Genomic DNA, 3,943 nt, shown 5'->3' with positions numbered 1-3,943 from the left:
CCCCGCCCCGCCCGCACCCCCCCCCCCCCCCCCGCCCTCGCCTCTGCCCCGGCCCCGCCCGCGGGGCCCCGGCCCCGGCCGTCCGCCCGCCGCCACCTGACCCTGTGCCCCATGCCCTGAACCCGACCCCGAACTTGAACCTGAACCCGAATCCGAACCCGAACCCGAAGGGCATGTCCGGGACGCCCGCCTGCGGACCGGCCGTGATCAAGCGCCCGGAGAAAGCGCTGGATAGAATTCGGACATGGGTGAGCGGCTCGTCCACACGGCTGCGCCGGGACCCGCTCCGGGAGTCGGTTTCGGCGGCGGTGTGTGATGGGCGCGGCGTCGGGGGGAATGGAGCTGTACTCCGGCCGGGCCTCGGGCCTGATCGGGGCGCAGATCGCGGGCTACCGGGTGGAGCGCGAGATCGGCCGCGGGGGCATGGCCGTCGTGTACTGCGCCAAGGACCTGCGTCTGGACCGTACGGTCGCGCTGAAACTGCTCGCCCCGGAACTGGCCCGCAACGACACCTTCCGGCGCCGCTTCACGCACGAGTCGCTGGTGGCCGCCGCGATCGACCACCCGCACATCGTGCCGGTCTTCGAGGCCGGTGAGACGGACGGTGTCCTGTACATCGCCATGCGGTACGTCTCGGGGCTGGATCTGCGGGCCCTGCTCGACCGGGACGGTCCGCTGCCCGTGACGACCGCGCTGCGGATCGCCGGACAGGTGGCGTCGGCGCTGGACGCCGCCCATGAACACGACCTGGTGCACCGGGACGTCAAGCCCGGCAACATCCTGGTGGCCCGGGGCACGGACAGCGATCACCCCGAGTACGTCTACCTCACGGACTTCGGGCTGACGAAGAAGTCGCTGTCGCTGACCGGGTTCACGACCGTCGGCGAGTTCGTCGGCACGCTCGACTACGTGGCCCCGGAGCAGATCTCGGGCCGCCCGGTGGACGGCCGGTGCGACCTGTACGGCTTCGCCTGCGTCGTCTACGAAACCCTCACGGGCGGTCCGCCCTTCCAGCGGGACGACGACATGGCGCTGCTGTGGGCGCACCAGTACGACCAGCCGCCGCCCGTGAGCGAGCAACGGCCGGGCATTCCGCCGGCGCTGGACGGCGTGCTGGCCAAAGCCCTGGCGAAGGCCCCCGAGGACCGTTACGACTCCTGCCTGGAGTTCGTGGCGGCACTGCGGGCCGCCGCGAGCGGCGCAGGCGCCGCTGCCGCTGTCGGCAAGGACGTGCACGCGCCGACCCAGGTGGTCCCCGCGGTCGCCGAAGCCGCGCCGGCACCCGATCCGGTGCCGGATCCGCCGCGCTGGGCCCGGCCGGTCTTCGGCCGTACCCCCGGATAGCCGCAGGCCGTAACACCCGGTCGGTGCACGCCGTACGCCCGTCCGGCCGTACGCCGCCCGCTCCGCCCCGGCCGTGCCCGCTCCTGCCGGGGCGCGGGGCCGTCGGCTTGCGAGGTGTGCGGGACGGCCGCACACAATGGTGTGAAGAGGAATCGGAGGGCGAGGGGGAGGGCGCGGGGCTGACGGCAGGAGGTTGTGTTGCGGGTTTCCTGAGGCTGTGCCGCTGGCCTGTGTGCCGCAGGCCCCGATGCCGGGAGTGGAGCTCGTGAGCATCGAACCGTCGTCGTCCGAACCGTCGTCCGAACGCCCCAAAGGTCCTCCGTCGGGGCCGCTGGCGGGGCCTTCCCAGCCGGACCGGCCCGCACCCCCGGACGCCGAAACTCGACCCGGCGGCGGGCGGCAGGGACCGCCGGCCGGACCGCCCGGCGGACCCGGCGGCGGGGGCCGGGGCGGCGGCGAGGGCCCGCACCACCCGTGGTGGAAGTCCGCGCCCCGGGTGGCCGTGGTCGCCACCGCCATCGTGGCGGCGGTGGCCCTGATCCTCGTGTTCACCCGTTCCGACGGCACCTCGAACCGGCAGCGGGGCGAGGTCTTCCTGCAGTCCGCCGGGAGCACGGGCGCGGACCCGTTCACGGAGTCGACCGCGAAGAAGGGCGCCGCGCCGACGGCGACACCCTCGCTGCCCTCCACGGCCACGGGCACGGACAACGCGGCACAGAGCGTGAACGGCGACGCTCCCGGCCTCTACGGCGGGACACGCAACGTCGCCAGCTGCGACGTGGAGAAGCAGATCACCGCCCTCAAGGCGAGCCCCTCGAAGAACGCGGCCTTCGCCTCGGTGCTGGGCATCCAGCCCTCCGCCGTCCCCGGCTATCTGCGCACCCTCACCCCCGTACAGCTCCGGGCGGACACCCGGGTCACCAACCACGGCTACCGCAACGGCTCTGCCACCACCTATCAGGCCGTGCTGCAGGCGGGCACCGCCGTCCTGGTCGACGACCGCGGGGTACCGCGGGTGCGCTGCGCCTGCGGGAACCCGCTGACACTGCCGGCCGCGCAGCAGAGCGCCGACCCCAGGCCGGTGGGCCAGTCGTGGTCCGGTTACCGGCCCTCGCACGTGGTCGTCGTCGCGCCCGCGCCCCGGCCGGTGAAGAAATTCGTCGTGGCGGGCCAGAAGAAGGGCGAATGGTTCACCCGGGACCAGGGCGACCACCGCGGCGAGCACGACAAGAAGACGACACCGCCCCCGCCCCCGCCGCCACCGAAGCCGTCCACGCCGGGCAGGGAACAGACACCCTCGAACGGCAACACCTCGCCGGGACCGGGCAAGCCGTCGGAGTCGGGCAAGCCCTCGGAGTCGGGCAAGCCGTCGAAGTCCTCGGAGTCGGGCAAGCCGTCGAAGTCGTCGGAGTCGGGCAAGCCGTCGAAGTCGTCGGAGTCGGGCAAGCCGTCGAAGTCCTCGGAGTCGGGCAAGCCCTCCAAACCGTCCGAGTCGGGCAAGCCCTCCAAGTCCTCCGAGTCGTCGAAGTCCGGCAAGGAGTCGTCACCGTCGAAGGGCAAGTCCTCGCCGCAGTCGGGCAAGCCGTCCTCTCCGTCGTCCGGGCCGTCCTCACCGGGCTCCTCCCAGCCGGCGTCACCGCCGCCGCCGTCGTCGCAGCAGTCGGCGCCGTCGTCCGAGAAGTCCTCGAAGCCGCAGGCCCCGTCCTCCGAGCCGCCCTCCTCGCAGCCCGAGCCAAAGACGTCCGCGCCCCAGACCTCCGCGCCTCCGCCCCTGTCCTCCGCGCCCCTGTCCTCCGCGCCCCAGAACACGGCGCCCCAGAACACGGCGCCCCAGAATTCCGGACCCCCGCCCGCCGATACAGGACAGCAGCAACAGCAAGAGCAGCAGCAACCGCCCGGCCCCGCGGAGTCCTAGCAGCGCTTGCGCACATACGCCGCACGGTGTCCCAGGACCACCGTGCGGCGTCTTTTTTGCGCGCTTTACCCGACTTGTCCCGCTGGGTCAAGTCACGACTCCTCGGAACGTGACCGTGCGGTGCCCGTGGGGCCTACTTGAAGTGCGGGCCTCACCGGAAAGGGAATCCGGAAAATAAATGAGGCAGGACGGTAGGACGGAAATCTTCGACAGAGGGTTTTCTCTTTCACCGAAACCGCGAATTATCCCGGCGTGGCGGTCCCGGTAAAACGGCCCGCCGGCTGTCGTCCCGGATTTCCGGGGCAGGCAGAAGAGTCCCCTGAATCGGTAGGAGAAAACCCATGAACCGTATTTTTCACACCCACAGCGATGCCCGTTCCAAGCGCCGGGGCTTCCGCCTCGCGACACTTGCCGCCTCGGCCGCGGTGATCACCGGAGGCATCGTCCTTCCGGCGTCCGCCGCGATGGCCGCCCCGATGCCCGCCGCGCATGTCGTGAGCTTCGTCCACGGCGGGGGCTCCGGCGGTGACGGCGGTGCCGGAGGCGGCGGCTTCGTCGGCGGCGGCGGGGGCTCCGGCGGCTCCGGCGGCGGCAGCGTCCTGGGCGTCGGCGGTGACGGAGGCAAGGGCGGCAACGGCGGCGACGGCGTCCAGAACGGAGGAGGTGCGGGGGGGGGAGGAGTGG

Annotated in this window: 1 protein-coding gene and 2 pseudogenes; all 3 read left to right on the top strand. The window is 72.4% G+C overall.

The window, feature by feature from the left end; all coding sequences use genetic code 11:
• Positions 1–336: 336 nt before the first annotated feature.
• A complete protein-coding gene (locus tag ABZ656_RS56885; protein WP_360280451.1) occupies positions 337–1,344 on the top strand; it encodes a serine/threonine-protein kinase in 1,008 nt (335 codons plus the stop codon).
• Between the two features lie 265 nt (positions 1,345–1,609).
• A pseudogene (locus ABZ656_RS56880) lies at positions 1,610–2,590 on the top strand (DUF6777 domain-containing protein); the annotation flags it as partial.
• A gap of 1,010 nt (positions 2,591–3,600) precedes the next feature.
• Positions 3,601–3,943: pseudogene (locus tag ABZ656_RS56875) on the top strand (hypothetical protein); the annotation flags it as partial.

It is taken from the genome of Streptomyces sp. NPDC007095 (assembly GCF_040634475.1).
In the GTDB taxonomy this organism is placed as follows: Bacteria; Actinomycetota; Actinomycetes; order Streptomycetales; family Streptomycetaceae; genus Streptomyces.
This window is presented reverse-complemented; position numbering and strand designations above follow the sequence as displayed.

Excerpts from the sequence above, each read along its gene's own strand:
- ABZ656_RS56885 (WP_360280451.1), top strand. The coding sequence starts at position 337 with ATGGAGCTGTACTCCGGCCGGGCCTCGGGCCTGATCGGGGCGCAGATC.